At 60.2% G+C, this 22,842-nt stretch carries 20 protein-coding genes; 14 read left to right on the top strand and 6 right to left on the bottom strand.

The window, feature by feature from the left end:
* Positions 1 to 45: 45 nt before the first annotated feature.
* Positions 46 to 609 (bottom strand): acyltransferase, encoded by a 564-nt coding sequence (locus HB633_RS03500; RefSeq protein WP_213776689.1) that lies wholly within the window; start codon positions 607 to 609, stop codon positions 46 to 48.
* Positions 610 to 1,216: 607 nt separating this feature from the next.
* Between HB633_RS03500 and HB633_RS03505 the strand changes: the two genes are divergently transcribed.
* The 3 genes from HB633_RS03505 to HB633_RS03515 all read left to right on the top strand — a co-directional run bounded on the left by HB633_RS03505 (position 1,217) and on the right by HB633_RS03515 (position 4,746).
* Positions 1,217 to 2,512 carry an MFS transporter gene (locus tag HB633_RS03505; RefSeq protein WP_213776690.1) on the top strand — a complete coding sequence of 432 codons (1,296 nt, stop codon included), beginning with the start codon at positions 1,217 to 1,219 and terminating at the stop codon, positions 2,510 to 2,512.
* A gap of 10 nt (positions 2,513 to 2,522) precedes the next feature.
* Positions 2,523 to 3,425: an SMP-30/gluconolactonase/LRE family protein gene (locus HB633_RS03510; RefSeq protein ID WP_346730256.1), complete on the top strand. Its 903-nt coding sequence runs from the start codon at positions 2,523 to 2,525 to the stop codon at positions 3,423 to 3,425.
* A gap of 112 nt (positions 3,426 to 3,537) precedes the next feature.
* Positions 3,538 to 4,746 carry a porin gene (locus HB633_RS03515; RefSeq protein WP_213776692.1) on the top strand — a complete coding sequence of 403 codons (1,209 nt, stop codon included), beginning with the start codon at positions 3,538 to 3,540 and terminating at the stop codon, positions 4,744 to 4,746.
* A gap of 75 nt (positions 4,747 to 4,821) precedes the next feature.
* Here the strand turns inward: HB633_RS03515 and HB633_RS03520 are convergent, their stop codons facing one another.
* Positions 4,822 to 5,262, bottom strand: coding sequence for a universal stress protein (locus HB633_RS03520; protein ID WP_213776693.1), 441 nt, complete (start codon positions 5,260 to 5,262; stop codon positions 4,822 to 4,824).
* 181 nt (positions 5,263 to 5,443) lie between these two features.
* A complete protein-coding gene (locus HB633_RS03525) occupies positions 5,444 to 6,223 on the bottom strand; it encodes an alpha/beta hydrolase (protein ID WP_062002033.1) in 780 nt (259 codons plus the stop codon).
* Between the two features lie 145 nt (positions 6,224 to 6,368).
* On the opposite strand from HB633_RS03525, the gene HB633_RS03530 reads away from it, so the two are divergent.
* Positions 6,369 to 7,856: an HD domain-containing phosphohydrolase gene (locus HB633_RS03530; protein WP_213776694.1), complete on the top strand. Its 1,488-nt coding sequence runs from the start codon at positions 6,369 to 6,371 to the stop codon at positions 7,854 to 7,856.
* Here the strand turns inward: HB633_RS03530 and HB633_RS03535 are convergent.
* A complete protein-coding gene (locus HB633_RS03535) occupies positions 7,851 to 8,726 on the bottom strand; it encodes a LysR family transcriptional regulator (protein WP_213776695.1) in 876 nt (291 codons plus the stop codon). The genes HB633_RS03530 and HB633_RS03535 overlap by 6 nt on opposite strands.
* A 113-nt stretch (positions 8,727 to 8,839) precedes the next feature.
* Between HB633_RS03535 and bla the strand changes: the two genes are divergently transcribed.
* From bla to HB633_RS03560, 5 genes are all read left to right on the top strand, one after another.
* Complete coding sequence (gene bla / locus HB633_RS03540) at positions 8,840 to 9,745, top strand: class A beta-lactamase (protein ID WP_213776696.1); 906 nt, start codon at positions 8,840 to 8,842, stop codon at positions 9,743 to 9,745.
* 59 nt (positions 9,746 to 9,804) lie between these two features.
* Complete coding sequence (locus HB633_RS03545) at positions 9,805 to 10,269, top strand: lysozyme inhibitor LprI family protein (protein ID WP_213776697.1); 465 nt, start codon at positions 9,805 to 9,807, stop codon at positions 10,267 to 10,269.
* A gap of 332 nt (positions 10,270 to 10,601) precedes the next feature.
* Positions 10,602 to 12,509, top strand: a complete 1,908-nt coding sequence (locus tag HB633_RS03550) for an EAL domain-containing protein (RefSeq protein ID WP_213776698.1) — start codon at positions 10,602 to 10,604, stop codon at positions 12,507 to 12,509.
* 101 nt (positions 12,510 to 12,610) lie between these two features.
* Positions 12,611 to 13,402 (top strand): DeoR/GlpR family DNA-binding transcription regulator, encoded by a 792-nt coding sequence (locus tag HB633_RS03555; protein ID WP_213776699.1) that lies wholly within the window; start codon positions 12,611 to 12,613, stop codon positions 13,400 to 13,402.
* On the top strand, positions 13,399 to 14,538 hold the full coding sequence (locus HB633_RS03560) for an MFS transporter (RefSeq protein ID WP_213776700.1): 1,140 nt from the start codon (positions 13,399 to 13,401) through the stop codon (positions 14,536 to 14,538). The genes HB633_RS03555 and HB633_RS03560 overlap by 4 nt, the downstream gene beginning before the upstream one ends.
* A 31-nt stretch (positions 14,539 to 14,569) precedes the next feature.
* On the opposite strand, the gene HB633_RS03565 is transcribed toward HB633_RS03560, so the two are convergent.
* Positions 14,570 to 15,442, bottom strand: a complete 873-nt coding sequence (locus tag HB633_RS03565; RefSeq protein WP_213776701.1) for a LysR family transcriptional regulator — start codon at positions 15,440 to 15,442, stop codon at positions 14,570 to 14,572.
* Between the two features lie 257 nt (positions 15,443 to 15,699).
* Between HB633_RS03565 and HB633_RS03570 the strand changes: the two genes are divergently transcribed.
* The 5 genes from HB633_RS03570 (at position 15,700) to HB633_RS03590 (ending at position 21,630) form a co-directional block, all read left to right on the top strand.
* Positions 15,700 to 16,674, top strand: coding sequence for a sugar ABC transporter substrate-binding protein (locus HB633_RS03570; protein ID WP_213776702.1), 975 nt, complete (start codon positions 15,700 to 15,702; stop codon positions 16,672 to 16,674).
* A gap of 146 nt (positions 16,675 to 16,820) precedes the next feature.
* Positions 16,821 to 18,443, top strand: coding sequence for a sugar ABC transporter ATP-binding protein (locus HB633_RS03575; RefSeq protein ID WP_213776703.1), 1,623 nt, complete (start codon positions 16,821 to 16,823; stop codon positions 18,441 to 18,443).
* 1 nt (position 18,444) lies between these two features.
* Entirely contained in the window at positions 18,445 to 19,446 is a 1,002-nt protein-coding gene (locus HB633_RS03580) for an ABC transporter permease (protein ID WP_056366918.1), read from the top strand.
* Positions 19,447 to 19,464: 18 nt separating this feature from the next.
* Entirely contained in the window at positions 19,465 to 20,397 is a 933-nt protein-coding gene (gene rbsK, locus HB633_RS03585; RefSeq protein WP_213776704.1) for a ribokinase, read from the top strand.
* 126 nt (positions 20,398 to 20,523) lie between these two features.
* Positions 20,524 to 21,630, top strand: coding sequence for a nucleoside hydrolase (locus HB633_RS03590; RefSeq protein ID WP_213776705.1), 1,107 nt, complete (start codon positions 20,524 to 20,526; stop codon positions 21,628 to 21,630).
* 30 nt (positions 21,631 to 21,660) lie between these two features.
* On the opposite strand, the gene HB633_RS03595 is transcribed toward HB633_RS03590, so the two are convergent.
* Positions 21,661 to 22,794, bottom strand: a complete 1,134-nt coding sequence (locus tag HB633_RS03595; RefSeq protein ID WP_213776706.1) for an acyltransferase — start codon at positions 22,792 to 22,794, stop codon at positions 21,661 to 21,663.
* Between the last annotated feature and the right edge of the window lie 48 nt (positions 22,795 to 22,842).

Raw genomic sequence — 22,842 nt, forward strand, 5'->3', positions numbered from 1 at the left:
CGCGCTTACCTGTCTTGGATAAAGCCGGATTGATGCTTCGGATTATCAATCCCGAATCCAATCATCCGGCACATCCAGCGTCCTTATTACGCGCGCGGGTGAGCCGCCTGCCAAGGTCTTCGCGGGGATTTCTCCCACAACTGTCGATCCCGCAGCAATGACAGAATGATCACCAATATCCGCGCCGGCCAATATGGTTGAGCGAGCACCAATCCACACGTTATTGCCAATGGATATGGGCGCACGTTTGGTCGGATGTTGCGGAGAAACCTGATGAAAATCGGTGTCGTATATATAAGTCATATCGCCGATCTTGCAGTTCCGGCCGATCTTCACGGAAAGCGTCGCGCACAGGTTGGCCCCGTCGTTCATGAACGTATTGCGCCCGATTTCCAATATGGCGTCTTTCGTTACTGTTATGTGCTGACGCGTGCGGAATGATCGAAACGAACAATTCTTCGCAATGTAAATGCGCCCTTTGTTCGTGATTTTCGGCCATTTGCCGGAAAAGATTGGCGCGCCTTCATAACCCACGTTGTCAGCTTTTAATGACAAACGGACGAGCACGCTCTTCAGTTGAGATAATCCTCTGACAAATACATTTTTCATCTTATGTCCATTTTTGACTGGCGATTTTCACCCTCAAGGGGATGATTGAAGTCATATTCTGATCATAACTTGCTATATCCGGCAGGAAACGATACTTCCTGTAACCAAATACCATCCGGATTCAATGTATAGCTGCGGAAAACATTTGATTATCAACGCATGGTGTTCGCGCGTTCATACAATCGAATTAAATCGATTGCGCGCATATTAACACCCATCAAAAGGGGCCGAATGACGGGGTCCGGTGCACCAAGCCGCATCGGTACGTTGTTTCGAAGCAATCAGCATCTCAAAATTTACCCTTAGTTGTACGACGTCTTTCCACTATGCGGATTTGGTGCTTGGATAGCGCAATCCCGTCCGAAGGCCCTTGATTGCCGGTTTGCCAACATTTCCGCCATCCTCGCGCCCAATTCCTAGGAAAAATTACTGGTGTAAACGCTGAGCGCTGTCTTATTGCGTCCGCCAAGTCATCTGACATACGATGCGTTGACATTACGTAACGTACCTTACGTTCACTCGATGTCCGGCCGATGAAGCGCCGCGCGCGCAGCACATAAAGCGCATGCCATCGGCCGAGTAAAACAACGAAATCGGAGACACCGACATGGCAATGAAACTACGCGGCCTGCGCTGGTGGATGATCGGCCTGCTCACGCTCGGCACCGTCATGAACTACCTCGCGCGCAGTTCGCTGAGCGTCGCCGCCCCGACGGTCATGACCGATCTCCACATCACAACCCAGCAATACGGCTGGATCACCGGCGCCTTCCTCGTGATGTACCCGATCGGCGCGCCGGCTACCGGTTACCTGATGGACCGCGTCGGCCTGCGCTTCGGCTTTTTGCTGTGCGGCGTGATGTGGTCGATCGTATGTATAGGTCACGGGTTCGCGAGCGGCTGGGTCGGTCTCTTTGTATTGCGCGGCCTGCTGGGACTCGCGGAAGCCTCGTTTATTCCAGCCGGCATGCGCATGGCCGCGTTCTGGTTCCCGGCGCGCGAACGCGCGCTTGCGGCGGGGATCTTCAACATCGGTACATCCATAGGCGCCATCGCCGCACCGCCGCTCATCGCATGGTCGATCCTCAAGTACAGCTGGGAGATGGCTTTTGTGATCGCCGGATGCCTGGGTCTCGTGTGGGCCGCGCTGTGGATCATGTTCTACCGGCATCCGAGCGAACACAAATCGCTCACGCAAAAGGAAGCGGCTTATATCGTGGAAGGCGAACACGCCGAACTCTCCGATAACGGCGCCAAACCCAACCTCCGCCAGATCTTCAGCCAACGCAATTTCTGGGGCATCGCATTGCCGCGCTTTTTCGCCGATCCGGTGTGGGGCACGCTCGTGTTCTGGATGCCGCTCTACCTGCATCAGGCACGCGGTTTCGATTTGAAGGCCATCGCCATGACCGCGTGGCTGCCGTTCGTCGCGGCCGATATCGGCTGCCTGATGGGCGGAACGATTTCGATGTACCTCAACAAGCACTTCAACATTTCGGTGATCAATGGCAAGCGGATGGTCTTCACATTCGGCGCGCTCGTCATGACCGCGATGGCCGGCGTTGGTTATGTGAAAGACCCGGGCACCGCGATCTTCCTGTTGTGCCTCGGCGGGTTCGCGCATCAGACGCTCTCGGTGACCGTGATCTCGATGTCCGCCGACCTGTTCCCGCGCCGCGAAGTGGCGACGGTGACGGGGTTCGCGGGGTTATCGGCGGGGATCGGCAACTTGAGCTTCACGCTCGTGATTGGCGCGCTTGTATCAACGATTGGGTATGCGCCGTTTTTCGTGGCGCTGGGCTTCGGCGACCTGATCGGCGTGGTACTGCTGTGGACGCTCGTGCGCCCCGCACTCGTCAACCGGCGCACGAACGCAACGATCGCGCGGCCCGCCAATGCGTAGCGATGCATCCGTGAAAACAGCACGCGTGGAGCGCGTCGAAGCGTCTGGTCAGATCCCGGCGCAAGTGGGCGAAAGCCCGGTATGGCGCGAAGCCGAACAGGCGCTGTACTGGGTCGATATTCCCGCGCGCACGATCGCCCGCGTGCAACTTGAAACAGGCACGCGCACGGACTGGACGTTGCCGGAACAGGTTGCGTGCATCGCGTTCGATCGCAACGGTACGGTGCTGGCCGGCTGCGAGAGCGGACTCTTTGCGGTGACGTTATCGAGTGCCAGCGAAGCAACGTTCAGACGCGTCGCCGCGCCCGAATTCCCCTTCCTTGGCATGCGCTTCAACGACGGCCGCTGCGACCGGCAAGGCCGCTTCTGGGCCGGCACGATGGTGCAGGACATGGCGGCGGCGAATCCGGCCGGCGGGTTGTATCGATACGACAGTGAAGGCGTACTTTCAGCGCCCATCGTGCGTGACCTGATCACCCAGAACGGCCTCGCATGGTCGCCCGATGGCACGACGATGTACCTCTCGGATTCGCATCCATTGCGTCGTCTCGTGTGGGCGTTCGACTTCGACATCGATTCCGGCGAGCCTCGCAACCGGCGCGTCTTTGCTGACCTGAACCGATTCACCGGCCGCCCGGACGGCGCTGCAATCGATGCCGACGGCTGCTACTGGACCTGCGCCAACGACGCGGGCGTCCTCTTGCGCTTCACGCCCAACGGCGCATTGGACCGCACGCTTGAACTGCCCGTCAGCAAGCCTTCGATGTGCACGTTCGGCGGTCGCGATCTGGACACGCTCTTCATTACATCGATACGCCCCGCCACCAACGCCAACGAACTCGACGGGCATCTTCTTGCCGTTCGGCCCGGCGTTCGAGGTGTGTCCGAATGCGGTTATGGAGGTTTGCTATAGGGGCAAACACTGCATGCCAATCGACAGGAATTGTCAGGCACTTTGTAGTAAAACTTTGTCCGCGACGCGGCTGGCCGCATCGCAATCATTGATACAAAAAAGAGGAGATACCATGCAGTCACGCCACGCCAAAAAGGCGGTCCTTCTGGGCCTTGCCACCCTCGCTTCACCGGTTTTTGCTCAGAACAGCGTGACGCTGTACGGCATTATCGATGACTCGATCACGTACCAGAGCAGCCAGACGTCGCTGGGTTCAAACAAGGGCGGACGCTCGAACGTCAAGATGCTGCCGGGCGTATGGGCCGGCAGCCGTTTCGGCCTCAAGGGCGCTGAAGACCTTGGCGGCGGCAACAAGGCCATCTTCCAGCTGGAGTCGGGCTTCAATTCGGCAACGGGCGGCCAGCAGTTCACCAACGCAATGTTCGGCCGCCAGGCATGGGTCGGTTTGACGAATCCCGCCTACGGTACGTTTACCGCGGGCCGCCAGTACACGTCGTATTACACGTTGCTCGCGCCGTATAGCCCGACCACGTGGCTGACCGGCGCATTCGGCGCGCATCCGGGTGACCTGGATGAACTCGATACGATCTATCGCGCGAACAATTCGCTGGTCTACACGTCGCCGAAATTCTATGGCGTCACGATCAGCGGTTCGTATTCGTTCGCGGGCGTGCCCGGCAGCGTGAACCAGGGTTCGACCTGGAGCGGCGCGGTTCAATACGCGAACGGTCCGTTCGGCCTTGCGGCGGGCATTACGCGCATCAACAACTCGACGCCGGGTGGCGGCGCATTCGGCGCGGATTCGACGACGAACTCGGCGGGACAATCGGGTGTATCGGCGGTGACCAACGGCTATCAGACGGCTCAGGCGCAACAGCGCATTGCGGTGGCCGGCGGTTATACGTTCACGCAAGCCCTCGACATCACGTTCTCGTATTCGAACGTGCAGTACATCCCGGGCATCAACTCGAGCTTCAAGACGACCGAGATCTTCAACACCGGCGGCGCCGTGCTGCACTGGAAACCGGTCACGCTGGTCGACCTCGCTGCGGGCTACAGCTATACGCGTGCGACGAAGGCCAACGGCATTACGAGTTCCGCGCAGTATCAGCAGTTCAACTTGTCCGAGTACTACTCGTTGTCCAAGCGTACGGGCCTTTATGCATTGCAGGCTTATCAGCGCGCGAACGGCAAGACGCTCGGCACGAACGGCGTGAGCATCATCAACGCAACATCGGCGATTGGCGATGGCTTCCAGTCGGCGCCGTCTTCATCGCCGAGCCAGTTTGCGGCGGGCGTGGGGATTATTCACCGGTTCTGATTTAGCAGGGAAACACGCTTGAAAGAACGGCGCGCCAGACATGGCGCGCCGTTTTTTATTTGCCGCTGAAACCCCTCAAACCGTCACCGTAATCACAGCACTCGCCCCGCACCTTCCAATCAACGTCTGATGCGGCGCCGGCCCATGCCACAGGCGTGAAAAACCAGAACGCCTTCTATGCCCCACCACCACAAAATCGGCCCGCAACGCCTCGGCATAATGCCTCACGTTATCGACGATATTGCCCATCGCAACATGCCCATGCGCACTCACGCCACGCTCTTCCGCTAGATCGAGCCCGCGTTTCAACGTCTCGCGCGCGGTGTGCTCGATGTTCAGATAAGCCCCTTCGGAAGGCATGCCGAGAGTCGAGGACACCATCGAAGCTGTATCGATGACAACCAGCACGTGCAGCTCCGCCCGCAAGGATTTTCCAAGCGATGTTGCGTGATGCAACGCCGCCTTCATCTCTGCCGTGTCGTCATAACACGTGAGGATGCGCCGATAGTCAAACATTCAAGGCTCCGATGGTTCCCGCTGTGCTGCGGTTCGTTCGGATAACGCCTTGAATCCGGCGAAAATTCCATCCGGCCTTCCGAAAAATGCTTCTGGACTTGAAACTTGCAGCCTATGCAAATACAACCGGGACAACCCGGGCCGCCGATCAGATCGTGCAACCCTGGCTATCCCACGTCCATCAATGCACCTTTGTTGCCGCCGCGATGATCGCTGCCGCCACTGCATTCGGCTGACTCACCATTGCCACGTGACTCGAGTTCACGTGCGTGGTCGTCGCGCCGATTTGCGCGGCCATTGCCGTTTGCAGACGCGGATCGATCATGTGATCTTTATCGGCGATGACAAACCACGACGGCTTGGAGTGCCAGGCAGCGGTCGACACTTTGTCGTCCGTCGCGCTCGCCGCCCACGGACCCTGGGTCGCGGCGATCAGGCGGGCTTGCGGCACCGGCAGATCCTGCGCGAACTGATGGATGATGGCGTCGGTGGAAAGCGTCAGGTAATTGCCCGAGTCCTTTTGCAACTCGCTCGCCCAGGCAGGCGCCGGCTTGCCCTTCAGCATGTCGTTGATCGACGTGTTGTTATCGGGCGCGAATGCGGCGACGTAGACCAGAGCCTTGACCTTGTCGTCGTTGCCGGCCTCGGTGATCACCACGCCGCCCCACGAATGACCGACCAGCACAACCGGTCCGTTTTGCGCGTCGATGGCTCGCTTGGCTGCAGCGGCGTCGTCGGCGAGCGAGCTCAGCGGGTTCTGGACCGCGACTACATGCAGGCCGCGCGCTTCGAGCAACGGGATGACCTTGTTCCAGCTGGAACCATCGGCGAACGCGCCGTGCACGAGCACCACGTTCGTTCCCTTCAGGTCCTGGACCGGCGCGGCGTGAACCGCGGGAACCGCGAAAAGGCTGCCGAGCAACATGGCGGACGCTAAAACTTTTCTGAGAAGTGTGTTCATGATGGGTTTTCCTCGTGTGGGTTGGTTTGAGCCCCTACTTTCTCAGACGGGACCTGGGGGCGGTATCGGTCGAATGACCGACCCTGGAAAAACGCGTCGCGTATAGTGATGCGCTTGCCAGAAACCTTCCCGAGAGACCGAACCCATGCAGAGCGACCGTTCCGCCCGATCAGACATACGCGCATTCGACGCGGTCAGGGCGCTCGCTTTTATCGGCGATCTCAGCATGGGACAGCCGACCGATCATTCGCCGCGCACGGCGTGGCTCGCGCTGCAACTTGCACAGGCCGATGGAATGGACGCCACCGGCTGCGACACGGTACGCGAAGCATCTTTGCTCCGATGGTCAGGCTGCACGGCCAACGCATCCGGTTTCGCCGATGCCCTCGGCGACGACATCGCCGGCCGCGAAGCCATGCTCGCAATGCGTCCCGACTGGGACGAACCAATGCGGCAAACGCAGGGCGGCACCGGCGCCGCGATCCAGCCGCTCGCGCAGATTCATTGCGAAGTCTCTGGCGAAGTGGCGCGCATGCTCGGCCTCGGGCATGAAACCGAAACCACGCTGCGGCATATTTTCGAAACGTGGGACGGCAACGGATTGCCGGCGCGCATCGCGGGCCTGAAGGTTCCGGCGGCGGTGTTTATCGTGGTGCTCGCGGGCGATATCGAAATTTTGAGCCGCGTGTATGGAATCGAACGTGCGTTTGAACTGATTGGGCAGAGAGCAGATAGCCGATATCCGGCGCGGCTCGTGGCGCTTCTATCCGGGCGTGCTCAGGCGTGGCTGACCGCGCTCGATGAATTGCAGCCCCGAGAAATCGACGACGCCCTTTTGACGCCGCAAATGCAACAGGTTACGTCGCTGGAACTCATCGCCGACGTGATCGACCTCAAGCTGCCCTGGATGACGGGGTTTTCACGCGAAGTCGCTGCGATCGCCGCCGCGTGCTGCGAGCGTCTTTCGCTCGATCGCGCCACGCAAGAGCGGGTTTATCGGGCGGGGCTGATTCACGGCATCGGGCGCGCGGCCGTGCCGAACGCGCTCTGGAACATGCCGGGTCGGCTGCCGGCATCGGCTTGGGAGAAAGTGCGCCTCGTGCCTTATTGGACCGCGCGCGCCGGCAAGCAGACGGGCACGCTGGAACAAGCGGCCGAGCTGGCGTCGTTCGTGTATGAAAGGCTTGACGGCACCGGCTACTTTCGCAGCGCGGGCAACGCGGCACTGCCGGTCGAGGCGCGCGTGCTGGCGGCATCGGCGGCGTGGGTTGCGATGCGCTCGCCGCGTCCATGGCGCGAAGCCATGAGCCGCAGCGCCGCTGCGGAATTGATGCGGGCCGAAACAGCACAAGGACGATTCGATACCGCCGTCACCGACGCGCTCCTCGCCTCGGGTCTCGCGCAAGTGCCGAGCGAACGATACGGAACCCGGCCGCAAGCCGTGCGTTTATCGGCGCGTGAAATCGATGTCCTGCGCTCCATCAGCCGGGGCGCGAGCAACAAGGAAGCCGCGCGCGAACTGGAACTGAGTCCAAGCACGGTACGCACGCACGTTGAAAGCGTGTTCCGCAAACTCGAATGTTCTACGCGCGCCGCCGCCACGCTCAAGGCATCGGGCATGGGCTTTTTATGAGTTTGCTGCCGGGATCTCGCCGGTTATCCAGTTGCTGAAGGAAAGCATGGCGAGGGTCATGCTTTTTCCTCTCATCGATGTCAGCCAGTAACTGCCCGCGTTCACCTCGACATCGAACGGCCGGACGAGACTTCCCATGTTCAGCTCGCGCTCGAACATCACCGCAGGCGCGAGCGCCACGCCCGCGCCCTGCATGGCGGCTTCGACCATCAATCGCGACGAATCGAATACCGGGCCACGCAGCGTTCGCGGCGCGATGCCCGCGGCGGCGAACCAGCGCGTCCAGTCATCGACCCGATACGAGCGCAGCAAGGTTTCGTTGGCAAGCGCCTCGGGCCGGTCGAGCCGCTGCCCGATTTCCGATGAGCACAGGATGGCAAGCGGCGCATCGAACAGTTTGGTCGCAACCGATCCAGGCCACGTGCCGTCGCCAAAACGGATTGCGAAGTCGAGCCCTTCTGTCGCCAGATCGACCAGATTGTTATGCGTGAGCAACCGCAATTCGATAAACGGATGCGCCGCGCGAAACGACTTGAGACGCGGCATCAGCCAGCCGACCGCGAAGGTGCCGACTGCGCCCACTGTCAGGACCTCGTGGAAATGACCGCCATCGAATTGCTTGAGGACGGCTTCGATACGATCGAACGCATCGGTCAGGACCGGACGCAGCGCGAGGCCTTCGTCGGTCATGCCAAGGCCGCGCGGCAAGCGCTTGAAAAGCGTCGTGCCGAGCCGTTCTTCCAGCGATCTCACTTGCTGGCTGACTGCCGCCTGGGTGACGTTCAGTTCGAGCGCGGCGCGCGTAAAGCTCAAATGCCGCGCGGAGGATTCAAACGCCCGAAGCGCATTCAGAGGGAGATAAGGTCGCATTTTTACGCCGATCCATTAGATTTTCTTGGGTTCGCGTAAAGTTATCATCGTTTGCCAATGAAATCCAAACCGTCGATATTGAGCGCTCAATTCACGTCACGAATGGAGGATCAATGGTCACACGGCGGATGTTCACGGGCACGCTTGCAGGCGCGTCCCTAGCTGGAGTTATAGCGGCATCGTTCGGCAAACTGGCGATGGCGGCGGAAAACGGCGCCGGCGTTTCAGCCGAGACGACAGGCAAGGCGCTTGCGCGGATCGAAGCACGCTCCGGCGGACGGCTGGGGGTATCGATGCTCGACACCGGATCAGGCAAGCGCGCCGGACTGCGCGCCGACGAAGCGTTTCCCATGTGCAGCACCTTCAAGTTCCTCGCCGCCGGTTTCGTCCTGGCGCGCGTGGACCAGGGTCAGGAAGACCTTAAGCGGAAGATCGTTTATTCGAAGAGCGATCTCGTCGAATACTCGCCGGTCACGCAACATCACACCGGCTCCACGGGCCTGAGCGTCGCCGACCTATGCCACGCCGCGATCACGCTCAGCGACAACACCGCGGGCAACCTGCTGCTCGCAAGCTTCGGCGGACCGCCCGCGCTCACCGCGTTCGTGCGCACCCTCGGCGACAAGCTCACGCGCCTCGACCGCAACGAACCCACGGTGAACGAAAGCACGCCCGGCGATCCGCGCGATACCACCACGCCCAACGCCATGCTCGCCAACATGCGCACGCTGTTGCTGACCGACCGGTTATCGGTGAGTTCATGCGCCCAGTTGCGGGATTGGCTGATCGCGAACGAGACCGGCGGGAAGCGGATTCGCGCGAAGCTGCCGAAGGACTGGCGCGTCGGCGATAAAACCGGCACCGGGTCACACGGCTCGACCAATGACATCGCGATCATCTGGCCGCCCGGACGCGCACCGCTGCTGGTGACCGCTTATCTGACGCAGACGAGGGCCGAAACCGCTCGACGGGAAGCGGCGATTTCGGATATTGGCGGGCTGCTTATGTCGTCGTTTTGAAGTCGATATATATTACGCGGCAGAATAGCGGTCCCTCATGTCACCACACCACTCTTCAGATGCTCACCAAGCTCTCGCATAAAACCGGCCGATGGATCGCCCCGCTGCTTCTGATATCAGGCATCGGCGCGGCGACGATCGCAACCCCTGTGCTCGCCGCCGAACCGAAGGACAAGACGTCCGAAGCGCTGGACGCTTGCCTAAACAATCCGAAGACCGTTTCGACCGCGGACATGTCGGACTGTTATTCGGCTGCGTACAAGGCGTTTGATCATCGATTGAACGTTGCGTACCAGAGCTTGCTGAAGACGCTGCCGGCCGCGCCCGCGCAAAAGCTGAAAGCCTCGCAGCGGACCTGGCTGACTTTCCGCGATGCCGAACTGGCGACGCAATCGGCGATCTTCGCAACGCGCCAAGGCACGATTTACGTTCCGATGCAGGAAGATGAAGGCATGTCCCTTACGCGCGACCGGGCGCTGAGACTGGAGTCGTACTTGAGCGTGATGTCGGTCGACGGGCAGTGATATCCGGCGCAAAACGGCCGTTCTTCAACGGCCGTTTTGCCGTCCGCAATGAATGAGCAAATGCCTCGCTTGATTCTCTTGTCCTTCGAATAAAAACTCGCACGCAAGACGCTCGCCGCCATTGCGGCAACGCCAGCTTGCCGTTGTCCCGCCGCACATAGTACCTTCGCCGTCAATGCTGACTGCAGGTCGCAAATGTACTCGCGCCAAGCCATACCTTACACAATCGTCAGATAGATTTAGTCAAGCGCAACCTGCAATCCACGGGATAATCCGCAACAGAAAAAGCCAGCCGCGCCGATAACCATATAACCACTCATATTGCGCATTCCATGGCGTTTAGCGAACCGAGGTCGCCGTTTTTCAAATGGCTCGTGGGATCTGCTCAAGACCTGAGCGCCGATAACCGGCAAATCCTGCTGTCGAATCTTTTCACCAGGACAACGTCGATTGTCATGGCGTCGATTTGCGAGCTCAGCGTTTGTCTGGCGGCTTTATATCTGTACCCGAATGCAACTTACCTGGCCTGGACATTGGCCGTGCTCGTGGTGCTGGCCGCGCGTCTATTGCTGATCGCCATTTGTTGCAGGCGCAGCGCGCGTAGCGAGCCGACACCTACGTCGCTGTTTCTTGTCGCCAGCATTGTTTGGAGCGCGCTCCTCGGTTTCGGCGCGCTGCTCTGCAATATCAGCGGCGACCAGACGCTCTTTCTGTTGGGCAATGTCTGCGCGGTTGGCGTGGTCGGCGGACTAGCCGGACGCAATGCGGGCACGCCGCGGCTCGTGATGATCCAGATATCGTTCATCTTTGCGCTGCTCGGAGTCGGTGCGGCGATGTCGCCCGGCTCCGGAAAAATCGTGCTGCTGTTCCAGGCGCCGTTTTGTGCGGCCGGATTTTTCACGGTCGCGGTACGCAGCAACAAGGACACCGTTGCCATGCTGCGGGCGCAGGAAACCAGCAACCGGCTCGCGCGCCACGACAGCCTGACCGGTCTTCCCAACCGTGCTCGCATCAGCGAATTACTGCTCAACCGTACCGATGCCGAACCCACGTTGCGGCCCGGATCGTTTGCCGTGCTGCTGATCGACCTGGACGGTTTCAAGGCTATCAACGACAGCCTCGGCCACGCCGCCGGCGATCTCGTCCTGCAGGAATCGGCGCGGCGCTTGCGGGCGGTGCTGCGCAAGGGCGATATTGTCGGGCGTCTGGCGGGCGACGAATTCGTCGCCATATCGAACGATGCGTCTCTTAGCGAAGAAGTGCGCCTTCTGGCAGACCAGATCGTGAAAACGCTTGCCCGGCCTTTCGTGCTCAATGACGCGTTGGTGCGCATTGGCGCGAGCGTCGGCATTTCGCAGTATCCCGAGCATGGCGACACCGGCCCGCAATTGCTGATCTGCGCCGACCGCGCGCTTTATGCGGTGAAGCGCAGCGGCAAAAGTGCGTTTGCCGTTTTCGATGCCCAGGCGCACGCCTCCGACGACAGCCTGAGCCTTTTGCGCAGCGATCTCGAAGGCGCGCTCCAGGCTTTCGGCAGCGGCTTGCGCATGGAGTACCAGGCGATCGTGAATCTCGCGAGCGGCGTCACGACAGGCCGCGAAGCCCTCGTCCGATGGACCCATCCCACGCGCGGTGAGTTGCCGCCCACCACGTTCGTGCCCATTGCCGAACGCACGGGGCTGATCTTGCCACTTGGCGAATGGGTCCTGCGGCGCTCATGCGAGGAAGCGGCAAGATGGCGCGAGCCCGTGGTCGTCGCAGTGAATGTGTCGCCGGTCCAGTTGCGTGAGGAATCGTTCGCCGACACGGTGGCGTCGGTGCTGCGCGAATACGATTTGCCGCCGTCGCGTCTGAATATCGAGGTCACGGAAACCGTGTTGATGAGCGACGACGGCCCGACGCGTCGCAACGTGGAACGGCTTCGAGGGATGGGTATCGGCCTTGCGCTGGATGACTTCGGCACGGGGTTTTCGACCTTATCGAACTTGTGCCGATTTTCCTTCGATACCCTCAAGATCGATAGCTCGTTCGTGCGGGAATCGGTGCATCGGAGGGAATCGGCGGCGGTCGTGCGGGGGATCGTGGCGCTCGCCAGAGAGCTTGGGATTCCGACCACCGCCGAAGGTATCGAGACGGACGAACAGCTTGCGTTCGTACGTGGGTGCGGCTGCACGAGTGCGCAAGGCTTCTTTCTTGGGAGGCCGGAACGAGGTGAAAGGATTGCGGGAGTAACGATTTAAATCCGCGCTCGTTACGAAGTGCGGCCTAAAAAAATTTGCCCTGTCGTGCTCGTTTAAGATACATTATGCTCAATGATGATCGATTGAATGTTGAGCAGACAATGCAAAGAACTCGCCAAGACGCCACTGCAAATCTCCTCCCCGACGAGCGCGTCAAGCTGATCCTCGAGCGCCTGCGTTCGCGCGGCCGCGTACTGGCCGCCGACCTTGCAGAGGAATTCAGCACATCCGAACACACCATCCGCCGCCACCTGCGCGATCTCGCCGATGCCGGCCAATGCAAGCGCGTCTACGGCGGCGCGCTGCTGATATCGCCAGCGTCGGTTGCAGGATCCACGCGTATGCGCGAAGCCGGCGACCGCAAAGCGCTGCTCGCGGCAATGGCGGCAAGCATCGTCCAGCCGGGACAAGTCATTCTGCTCGACGCAGGATCGACCAACGTCGCCATTGCGGCGGCGCTGCCGGATAACGCCGGCCTGACGGTCGTGACCAACTCCCCCGACGCCTGCTCGCGGCTGATGGATCGTCCCGGTATCGATGTAATCCTGATTGGCGGGCGCATGAGTCCGCGCGGCGCGGGATCGGCTGGTTCCACCGCGCTCTTGCAGGTTCAGCAGATCAGGGCCGACCTATGCTTTCTGGGCGCATGTGCCATCGATACCGCCGAAGGCGTCGCCGCTTTCGATGCTGAGGAAGCCGAACTAAAGCGCGCGATGGTGAAGTCGAGCGGACAGGTTGCCATAGCAATGACATCGGAGAAATTGATGACTGCAGCACCCTATTTTGTAGCGCCTGCGTCGGGCATCGACCATTTGATCCTCGAGGCCGATGTTCCCGCCGAACGCCTTGGCGCATTTGAAAACCTGTGCGGCAACGTGATGGTGGCGCAATGAAACCTGTCTCCGAACGTGTCGCCACTACCGCCGTATTCCTCGCCAACGGCTTGGGCATTGGAGCGTGGGCCGTCGAGGTTCCGCGCATCAAGGAAGCCTTGTCTCTTAGCGACACCGCGCTCGGACTCGCGCTGTTCGCGTTCGCCCTGGGCGCGATCGTCGCCATGCCGCTAGCCGGCCGCCTCGCTCCGCGATTCGGCAGCGGGCGCGTCACCGCGTTCCTTGGCATTGCGTTTGTGTTGGCCCTTCCCTTGCCTGCATTCGTACCCGACTTCGCGATGCTGTGTGCCGTGCTGTTTTTGTTGGGCGCGGCGAACGGCGCACTCGATGTATCGATGAATGGACACGCCAGCGCCATAGAAGGCGAATGGCACGCGCCGATCATGTCGTCGTTTCACGCAGCGTGGAGCGTGGGCGGGTTGGTCGGCGCGGCATCGGGCGCAGCGCTGCAAGCGAATGGCATTGGCACATTCGGCGGCCTCTTGATTCCCAATGCGGTAATCGCCACCCTTGTCCTGGGCGCTGCCGTTTTTGCACTAAGAGATATTGGACCGCGCGTAAAAGAAGCGGCAAGCGGCTTCATACTGCCCAGCGGCGCGGTGATGAAACTCGCCGGCCTTGCGTTTCTTTGCATGCTGGTCGAGGGCGCGGTTGCCGACTGGAGCGCGGTGTTCCTGCGCTCCGCACTCGACACACAAGCAAGTGCGGCGGCTTTAGGCTATTCATCGTTTGCATTCGCGATGGCGGCGTGCCGTGTCGTCGGCGACGTCTCCGTGCGTCGGCTTGGATCGAGTGTGGTGGTTGCAATCGGTGGCCTGATCGCAGCGCTCGGGCTGGCGCTGGTGCTCGGATATCCAAACGTGGTGACTGCTTGCGTGGGCTTCGTGCTTGTAGGCATCGGGTTGGCGAACATCGTGCCGGTCATCTTCAGCGCAGCCGGACGGTCGACCGCGACGCCCGCAGTCGGTGTATCGATGGCGGCAACCGCAGGTTATGCGGGGTTCCTGGTCGGGCCGCCTCTGATTGGATTCGCGGCAGGTTTCGTTGGCTTGCGGCTTGCGTTGTTCGCGCTCGTGATAGCAACGCTTGTGGTTTGCTTGCTGGGTGGCAAAGCGGTCAGGAACGCAGCCGCGTAACTCCCGGCAATCCATGCGTCACGCCGAAAAATTATCGAAAAATATCCGCGACGAGATTCGACACGGCGCGTATGCGCTCGCTTCCGCGTAGCGCCGGATGCAGCACCATCCATACGTCCTGATCGAGCTCGCGGATATGCGGTTCGATGCAAACCAGGTCGCTGGTTGTATCGCCGGCGAGTTGGGCAAGCACGCCCAGGCCCGAGCCTCCAAGCACGCCGTCGAACACGCCCAGGACATAGCTGCATCGAAGGCTCGGTTCCGGCGCGCCCGGCAATGTCTTCAGCCATTGCGCGGCCGGATGATCGCCGCGACGTTCGTCATAACCCACGAACGAGAGCTTGTTCCATTCCCTCTTCTTGATCGCCACCTTGTGACGCAGATAATAGTCACGCGATGCATACAGACCAAAGCGCACCTTGCCGATGCGCCGCACGTACAGATCGCCTTCGTCCGGGCATTCCGACCAGATGGCAATGTCCGCTTCACGACGCGCGAGGTTGTAAGGGCGCTGAGAGGTCAGCACTTCGATAGCCAGCCCGGGAAATCGCTCCTGAAACGAGCCGAGCAGCTTCATCAGGATATAAGACATCCATTCGACGGCATTGATCCTGACGGTCCCTTCAAGACCATGCGACCCGGTCACGTCTCCGGCGCGTTCAATCTGATGCGCGAGCGTTTCCATTTGCTCGGCCCATATCAGGACTTGCTGTCCGAATACAGTCACCGTGCACCCGGAAGGCACGCGGTCAATCAGGGGTTCACCTAGTCTGCGTTCAAGTTCGGTCAACCGGCGCGAGAGCGTGGCGGCGCTCACGTCACACGCCAAGGCCGCGGCCCGCATGGTGCCTTCCCGCGCGATGGCGAGCAGAATGCGCAGATCATCCCAGTCGACGTGTTCCATATTCGAAACGCCCGCTTTCAATTTTAGAGGTAGCATATCGCCAATCGCGAGGATAGCATTAGACCTCGATAGATCACCCTTGCCGTACTAAACAAGCGTCTGGCGTGGTCTTTCAGATACTTCGCGCCAAAGGAAACGTCATCAAGGCTTTCCTTTCAGATTGATTAATTCGTTGATCTCGCGCATCTCAAGAACGCACTCACCATACGACTCGCGGCTGCCATCCGGTAGACCGAAGAGCGGACTCCGGAGACTTTATGACCCGCAAGCACAATCAAGCTCGACGCCGCGTACTCGCCGCAACCGCGGTTTTCGCTGCAGCCTCGCTCCTGCCCGTTTCGTCGGCATTCGCTCAAGCAGCGAAGAAACCCACCGTCGCGCTCGTGATGAAGTCCCTCGCGAACGAGTTTTTCCTGACGATGGAAACCGGCGCCAAAGACTATCAGGCGCACAACACCGACAAGTTCACGCTGATCACGAACGGCATCAAGGACGAAACCGATACCGCCAACCAGATCCGCATCGTGGAACAGATGATCGTCTCGAAGGTCGATGCACTCGTCATCGCCCCGGCTGATTCGAAGGCACTGGTTCCGGTGATCAAGAAGGCCGTGGACGCCGGGATCATCGTGGTGAACATCGACAACAAGCTCGACACCGACGTGCTCAAGTCGAAAAACCTGAACGTGCCGTTCGTTGGTCCGGACAATGCCAAGGGCGCGCGTCAGGTGGGTGAGTATCTGGCCAAGCAGAAGCTCAAATCCGGCGACGAAGTTGGCATCATCGAAGGCGTTTCGACGACTACGAATGCACAGCAGCGCACGGCAGGTTTCAAGCAAGCCATGCAAACTGCGGGCGTGAAGGTCGTCGCATTGCAATCGGGCGATTGGGAAATCGACAAGGGCAATGCGGTTGCATCGCAGATCTTGAACGCTAACCCGAACGTCAAGGCGTTGCTTTGCGGCAATGACAACATGGCGATCGGCGCCGTGTCCGCAGTTCGCGCATCGGGCAAGGCCGGCAAGGTACAGGTCGTGGGTTACGACAACATCAACGCCATCAAGCCGATGCTCGCCGATGGCCGCGTGCTCGCCACCGCCGATCAATACGCTGCAAAACAAGCTGTATTCGGTATCGATACCGCTCTGAAAGCGTTGTCCACGCATCAGAAGCAGTCTGACCTGTCGAGCGTTGTCGAGACGCCTGTCGATCTCGTCACGGGCAAGAAGTAAATACAAGCGCCACGCTTCACGAGTCATCGCCATCATGGTGAGCCGCGGGACAACTTGTGTCCTGCGGCATGACTCCACGCTTGAACTGTCCCGACGCGCCACGCTCCGGATTTCACCATCAAGCACCTTCCAGTCTTTCTAAAGCGATGCCAAGTCCAATCGTCCCTTCCGCCGATGCAACTCCGGTGCTGACCATACACGGCATCGGCAAGACTTATGTCGAGCCCGTGCTCATGGATGTCTCCTTGCATCTGCGTCCCGGCGAAGCGCTCGCGCTGACCGGCGAGAACGGCGCGGGCAAAAGCACGTTGTCGAAGATCATCAGCGGTCTCGTCACGCCTACCACCGGTTCCATGCAGCTTGCCGGCGCCGCATACGCGCCGGCCACTCGCAGCGATGCCGAAGCGCTCGGCGTACGCATGGTGATGCAGGAGTTGAACCTGCTGCCTACGTTGTCCGTCGCGGAAAATCTGTTCCTGAACCGTCTGCCTCAACGCGGCCTCGGCTGGATCGACCGCGCGAAGTTGCGTGAGGACGCACGTCATGCGATGGCCCAGGTCGGTCTCGATGCAATCGATCCGGACACGCTCGTAAGCGAGCTTGGGATCGGTCATCAGCAGATGGTCGAGATCGCGCGCAACCTGATCGGCGATTGCCGCGTGCTGATCCTCGACGAACCCACCGCGATGCTGACGGCGCGCGAAGTCGATCTTTTGTTCGAGCAAGTCGACCGCCTGAAGCCGCGTGGCGTCGCACTGGTTTATATCTCGCATCGGCTGGAAGAGCTGGCGCGGGTTGCCGAACGTGCAGCGGTTCTGCGCGACGGGCGCCTCGTTCACGTTGACGCAATGCACAATCTGACCAGCGATAAACTCGTCACCTTGATGGTCGGACGCGACATTGGCGAGCGCATCGATCTTGGCGAGCGCCGGATCGGTGCGACGGCGTTCAAGGTCCAGGGCATGACGCGCGGCCAGGCGGTGCGCGACGTATCGTTTGAAGTGAAGGCCGGCGAAATTTTCGGCATCAGCGGGTTGATCGGGGCCGGACGCACAGAACTCATGCGCCTGATCTACGGCGCGGATCGTGGCGATAGCGGCGAGGTCTTCGTTGCACGTCACGGCGGAGCCCTCGCGAAGGTCAACGTCAAGTCGCCATCCGACGCGGTCAGCCAGGGCATCGCGTTGATCACCGAAGACCGCAAGGGCGAAGGCTTGTTGCTGCCCCAGCCTATCGCCGCAAATATTTCGCTGGGCAATATCGGCGCGGTATCGAAGCATGGCGTGGTCGACGCAAAACGCGAAAACGCCTTGGCTCAAAAGCAGATCACCGCGATGCGCATCCGCACATCGAGCGCCGCGCAACCCGTGTCGGAACTGTCGGGCGGCAATCAGCAGAAGGTTGTGATCGGGCGCTGGCTCGCGCGCGACTGCACGGTGCTGCTCTTCGACGAACCCACGCGCGGTATCGACGTCGGCGCCAAGTTCGACATCTACGCGTTGATGGGCGCGCAAGCGCGCGAAGGCCGTGCGCTGGTGGTGGTATCGAGCGATTTACGCGAATTAATGCTCATTTGCGACCGCATCGGTGTAATGTCGGCGGGACGCATGACGGGCGTGTTCGAGCGCGATAACTGGACCCAGGATGCGCTGCTCGCCGCCGCGTTCGCGGGCTATGCCGGCCGCGATAAAATTCTCACCGAACCCGCCGAGCCGGACACACGCGTGCCAGATACAAGAAAGCCAGACGCACATATCACGGAGCATTAGGATGACAACTCAAACCACTACCCCGAAGACGCAGACGGAGCCGCCAAAAAGCGCCAAGCCGATCGGCACGCGCCTCGGGTTCTCGAATTACCTGGGGCTTCTCGGAGCGTTGATCGCAATGATCGCGCTCTTCTCCGTGCTGAGTTCGCACTTCCTCACCTACGACACTTTCAGCACGATCGCGAACCAGATTCCCGATCTGGTGGTGATGTCGGTGGGCATGACCTTCGTGCTGATCATTGCCGGCATCGACTTGTCGGTGGGTTCGGTGCTCGCGCTCGGCGCGGCGCTGACCAGCGTCGCCGCGTTGCAATGGCACTGGCCGGCGCTTCCCGCCGCGCTGCTCGGTATGGCCGGCGCGACGCTGACGGGCTGCGTGACCGGCGCAGTTACGGTGGGATGGCGCATTCCGTCGTTCATCGTCTCGCTCGGTGTGCTCGAGGCCGCGCGCGGTCTTGCGTACCAGATGACAAACTCGCGCACCGCGTACATCGGCGATGCGTTCGACTTCCTGTCCAACCCGATCGCCTTCGGCATTTCACCATCGTTCCTGATCGCGATCGCGGTGATGATCGTCGCGCAACTCGTGTTGACGCGCACCGTGTTCGGCCGGTATCTGGTAGGCATTGGCACAAACGAAGAAGCGGTGCGGCTCGCAGGCGTCAATCCCCGGCCCTACAAAATCATCGTGTTCGCGTTGATGGGGCTGCTGTCGGGCCTGGCCGCGCTGTTCCAGATCTCGCGCCTCGAAGCCGCTGACCCCAACGCGGGATCGGGTATCGAACTGCAGGTGATTGCGGCGGTTGTTATCGGTGGAACGAGTTTGATGGGCGGACGCGGTTCGGTCATCAGCACGTTCTTCGGTGTCCTGATCATTTCCGTGCTCGCCGCCGGTCTCGCGCAGATCGGCGCGAACGAGCCGACCAAGCGGATCATCACCGGCGCGGTGATTGTCGTTGCCGTCGTGCTGGATACGTATCGCAGCAAACGCCGCGTCATGTGACGCCGGCAGGAGAAAGACATGTCCAAAGAAACAAAGCAAGGCCTGGTCCTTATCGTCGGCAGCATCAATACAGACTTGGTCGCGCGCTCCCCTCACCTGCCGCGTCCGGGCGAAACCATAGGCGGACACGAGTTCTCCGAACACTCGGGCGGCAAAGGCGGCAACCAGGCGGTCGCGGCTGCGCGCATAGGTGGGCGCGTTGCGATGGCCGGTTGCGTTGGCGCTGACGGCAACGGAAAAGTGCGGCTCGCGGGGCTTGAAGTGGAAGGCATCGATTGCGGCGCGATCGAGATCGATCCGTCGTTGCCCACGGGCGTCGCGATGGTCACCGTCGCCGACGATGGTCAAAATACCATCGTGGTCGTGGCGGGAAGCAACGGGCAGGTCACGCCCGAGATGGTCAAGCGGCATGAAGCAGTCATCAAGTTCGCCGATGTCGTGGTCTGCCAGCTCGAAATTCCATGGGACTCGGTATATGCAACGCTGGTGACAGCCAAGCGTTTCGGCAAGCTGACGGTATTGAACCCTGCACCCGCAACCGGCCCGCTGCCCGCCGACTGGTTGCCGCTCGTCGATTATCTGGTTCCGAACGAAGTCGAGGCTGCGATCCTTGCGGGATTGCCGGTCGAATCGCAAAGCGGCGCACGGCGTGCGGCCAAGGAATTGCAACGTGCCGGTGCGCGCAACGTGATCGTGACGCTTGGCTCGCAAGGCGCGTATCTGTTGCCGGAGGGCGGCGAAGGCACGCACTATTCCGCCCCCAAGGTCGACGCCGTGGATACAACCGCTGCAGGCGACACGTTCATCGGTGTGTTCGCCGCACAACTGGCCGCGCGCCAGCCGTTGGAAGCGGCTATCGATCTTGCGCAACGTGCCGCTGCTATTTCGGTGACGCGCGCAGGCGCACAGCCGTCGATTCCTACGCGCCAGGAGGTCGATAGCGCGTCCTGACTCATTCCGGCTGTGGTCACAGCCGGAAGCGTCCTGCCTGCCTTTGCAGGCGGCTGACGCGAAGCTGCCGCATGGCGCCATGTTGCAGTCGTTGTTCGTTATCCACCAACTCGAATGGGAACAGCAATGCACTCAAAGTCTATAGCAATCCTGATGACCTCCATGGCCCTCGCCGCGTGCGGCGGCAACGACGACAACTCGAATACCTCGCCTTTGGGCACTGCGCCCAAGGTCATCATGGATTCGGATTTCAACACCATGGGCGACGACGGCCAGCTCTTCGCCATGACCACGCAATTGATGGCGCAAGGCAAGGTCAACCTGCTGGGCCTGACGGTCGTCACAGGCAATGACTGGCTGTTGCAGGAACAAGCCGATGCACTCAAGGCAGTCGAGCGCATGGGCGTGCAAAACACCGTGGGCGTATATGCCGGCGCGAACTATCCGTTGCAATACGATGTCCCCAGCATTCGCGCGCAGCAGGCGGCGAACCCGAACGGTTACTTCGGTGCGTGGATGCGTGCGGAACCTACTCAGGCATCGCAGTTGACGGCGCCCCCTGATGGCTTCGCGACCAGCACGAAGCTGCAGGCGGAAAATGCGTCCGACTTCATGATCGATACGATCAAGAAGTATCCGAACCAAGTCACCATTCTTGAAGTGGGGCCGCCTACCAATCTCGCGCTTGCATTGAAGAAAGCGCCGGAAATCGCGCCATTGATCAAGCAGATTGTCTACATGGGTGGCGCCATGGCTGTACCGGGCAACGCCAATGCCGTAGGCGAACTGAACTGGTGGTTCGATCCGCTCGCGGTGCGCACGGTGCTGCAGACAACGATTCCGCAGACCGTGATTCCGCTGGATGTCACCGATACCGTTCCGCTTACGGAAAGCGTCTACAACCAGATCGCCAACAATCCGAACAAGCAGACTGCGGTCACGAAGGCCTACGCGATTGCGAACGCCAATGCTTTCAGCACCAACACGGATATCTTCGACACCCTGACGATCGCGTATTTCACCGACCCGACTTACGCTACCCAGACCAAAAGCGCTTATCTCGACATCGATACAAGCAACGGCGAAACGCAAGGTCAAGTGAAGGTCTATCAGACCCCAACAACCGGTGCTTCTCCGCAGAAGATCGCTTATGTGACGCAGTTCGACAATAACCGGTTCTTCAATCTTTACGTCGACCTGTTGACACGGCCCGTACCGGTGACCTTGCCTTAAGCAATAGGAACATGGGACAGCCTGAGATCGTCATGCGTGTTCAGGCTGGCCCATTGCACGCGGCGCACGAGACCGCTTATAGGCTATGCGCAAATAAGCGCACAGCGGTTTTTCTATCGCCAGGAAACAGATAATCGACACCGCCGTAAGGCCGGCCAGAAACGCCACGAATTGCGCAGGTGAAGTCGCAATATCGGGGAACACCATCTTCGCGTATCTGAACAAAGGCACGTGCAATATGTAAAAGGCAAAACTTGCCTCGCCTAGCAAGACCATGGGCTTGCTGCCTAGCAAGGCGCTAAGAGGCCCTTTCGCGCACGCAAGACAGTAGAGCAGCAACATGAAGGCGGGAAACAGCAACATTTTTGCGTGCAGATGATTCGCTACGACGATCACGGCAATCGCCACGATCAAAGCTGCAAGCGCACCTAGATCGAAGGCCGCCGATTTCGCTTTAGCGCTTCCCAGAAAAATCCGCGCCAGACAAATTCCGGCGATAAATTCGCCAATCCGCAGCGCCGGCACGAAATTGACAAGTTCGCGGGGCCAAAACTCGTTTTTAAGCGGCGACGGCAAGTACGAAAGCGCCAATGTCGGAATAACTGAAACAAGCCAGCATACGGCGATCAACCCCGAAAGCACGGGGACACGCTTGCTCTTCAGATAAGTGAAGAGGAACGGAAACGCCGCATAGAACACGGCCTCAGCCGAGAGCGACCAACCTGGCGTATTCCAGGCATTGGCCGTGTTCGTCGTCCACGCTTGCAAAAGCGTGAGCGACATGAATCCGTAGAATGCGAGCCGGACATAAGTGCCGGCGCCATGGCCATGAAGCGCAACAAGATTGGAATAGATCAGCGGCGCAAACACGATCCAGCCCAGCAAGTAGATCGGATAAATTTTTGCGAACCGCGAGAAATAGAATTGGCGAATTGCAGGGCGTTCCGCACCGTTCACTTCCGGGTGCGTATAGGTCAGGATGAACCCTGAAAGAATGAAGAACAATTCCACCGGATCACCCGCATTTTCATAGAAATGCAGCGATGAAATTCCTAGCGATGCGGCCACTTTGTCCGATAAATGGTAAAGCGCAACGCTCAATGCCGCCAAAAAGCGAATGCCGGTCAATGCGGGGATCAGTGGCCTTCTTGCGACTGTGGTCATCGTTCCATAGGGTGCGCCGCGTGCCCCAGCCCGCTTGGCGACCCCATG

It is taken from the genome of Caballeronia sp. dw_276, assembly GCF_018449635.1.
Lineage (GTDB): Bacteria > Pseudomonadota > Gammaproteobacteria > Burkholderiales > Burkholderiaceae > Caballeronia.